At 63.9% G+C, this 1,846-nt stretch carries 2 protein-coding genes; both read right to left on the minus strand.

Annotated elements, in window-relative coordinates; all coding sequences use genetic code 11:
• Window positions 1-259: 259 nt before the first annotated feature.
• Window positions 260-1,405 (minus strand): recombinase family protein, encoded by a 1,146-nt coding sequence (locus APM_RS17830; RefSeq protein ID WP_241763208.1) that lies wholly within the window; start codon window positions 1,403-1,405, stop codon window positions 260-262.
• A partial coding sequence (locus APM_RS22800) for a recombinase family protein (RefSeq protein ID WP_241763209.1) occupies window positions 1,360-1,846 on the minus strand: 487 nt, incomplete at its 5' end. The genes APM_RS22800 and APM_RS17830, both read right to left, overlap by 46 nt.

Genomic DNA, 1,846 nt, shown 5'->3' on the forward strand with positions numbered 1-1,846 from the left:
CCGATATATGCAGATCGAGGGAATGGTCGAACTCATGGCACCCGCCATCGATGCCGATACACCACGAATTTCCACCGGCGCCGCGTGACCATTGGCCGCTTCAGCTACACCAGAATTTCCACCACATTGACGGACGCTATCCGCACGGGTGCTGTGGCGGGTTTGGCAACTACCATATCCCCTTTGAATAAGCTTATGATGCCGATCAGCGTTCTGATCTCGTATAAAATAACAGTTAAGGTGCTCGGCCTGCAGTCTATTAGAGGGCGGCGTTGAGCAGCAAATTAAGGTGGTTTCGTGTCCCCGCAACCACCATTACCGAACTCGCGAACAAACCAGATACACCCGCGCCCACTCGCGCGGCTTTTGACGCTCTGGAACCGGGCTCCAGCGCCAGCCCGACCATCGCCGCAATCGCACCCGTCAGCACAATCTTCGGCAGAGAGCGGGTATCGTCGCCATCAGGCGGTGACACGTCGACGCGCTCGATCAGCGCGCGAACCGCTTCCAGCGCCGCGGTGCCGCCATCCTCGCGGGTGAGGGCGGCATGAAGGTCGGTCACCCGCTCGCGATAGGTCTCCGCCAGGTTCGGATGCAGCAACGGGAGCGAAATCCCGGCGGTCTCGATCTGCCGGGTCAGTTCCGCCTTCCGCGCCTCCAGCGCGTCGAGCTTCTGCTGCAGCCCCGGTGCACGCATCCCCTCTGCTATCGCATCGATCAGGCCATCCAGCTTGCGGGTGACACTCTCCAGTTCGCGCTTGTGCGACGCGAGGGCGGCTGAGCGCTCGGAATTGAGCCGGTTATACTCGGCCGTGTATTCCGCCACGAACTCCGCGACGTGCTCGGGCTGCATCAGCTGGTGGCGCAGTGCGTCGAGGATCAGGATCTCGAGCTCGCTCCGCCGGATGCCGCGCCGGTTGTCGCATGTGCCCTGCTTCCGCGCGGCGGTGCAGGAGAGATAATCCTGGCCGACGGCGCCGAAGCTGCCACCGCAGCCGCCGCAGAACACCTTGCCCGTGAGTACGTGCTTCGCCCGGCGCCGCTCATGAAAGACCGCGCGGTCGATCTTGTCCGCGCCCGAGGCGATACGCACCGCGGCCAGGCGCTCCTGCACACAATCCCAAAGGTCCTGGTCGATGATCCGCAGATGCGGAACCTCCTCGCGCACCCATTCCGTTGTTGGGTTCATCCGCGAGACGCGTTTGCCGGTGGCCGGATCCTTTATGTAGTGCATCCGGTTCCAGACCTGGACGCCGGTATAGAGTTCGTTGCGCAGGATGCCGGTGCCGCGCTCGGCATGTCCCCGGATCGTCGTGTCCTGCCAGGCACGCCCGTTGGGTCCCGGGATTTTTGCGCCGTTCAGCGTCTTGGCAATGGCAATCGGGCTCGCGCCCTCTGCCGCCATCGTGAAAATCCGGCGGACGATCGCCGCTTCGGCCTCATTGATCGCCCGTTCGCCGCGGATCGGCTCTCCCTTGTGGTCGGTGCGGCGGACCACGTCATAGCCATAGGCGCGTCCCCGGCGGACAAGCCCGCTTCGACCCGGCCGAGTAGCCCGCGATGCGTCTTCTGGGCCAGATCCTTCAGGGCCAGCGCGTTCATCGTGCCCTTGAGGCCGATATGCATCTCGTTGATCTCGCCCTCGGCGATCGTCACGATCGAAACACCGGCAAAGCGCAGGCGCTTGTAGAAAGCGGCAATGTCCTCCTGGTCGCGGGAAAGCCGGTCCATTGCCTCGGCCAGCACCACGTCGAACCGGCGCCGGCCGGCGTCCTCCATCAGTGCCTGAATGCCGGGACGGAGCATCGACGCACCCGAGATCGCTCGGTCCGAGTAGCTCTCCACT

Source organism: Acidiphilium sp. PM (assembly GCF_000219295.1).
Taxonomy (GTDB): Bacteria; Pseudomonadota; Alphaproteobacteria; order Acetobacterales; family Acetobacteraceae; genus Acidiphilium; species Acidiphilium multivorum.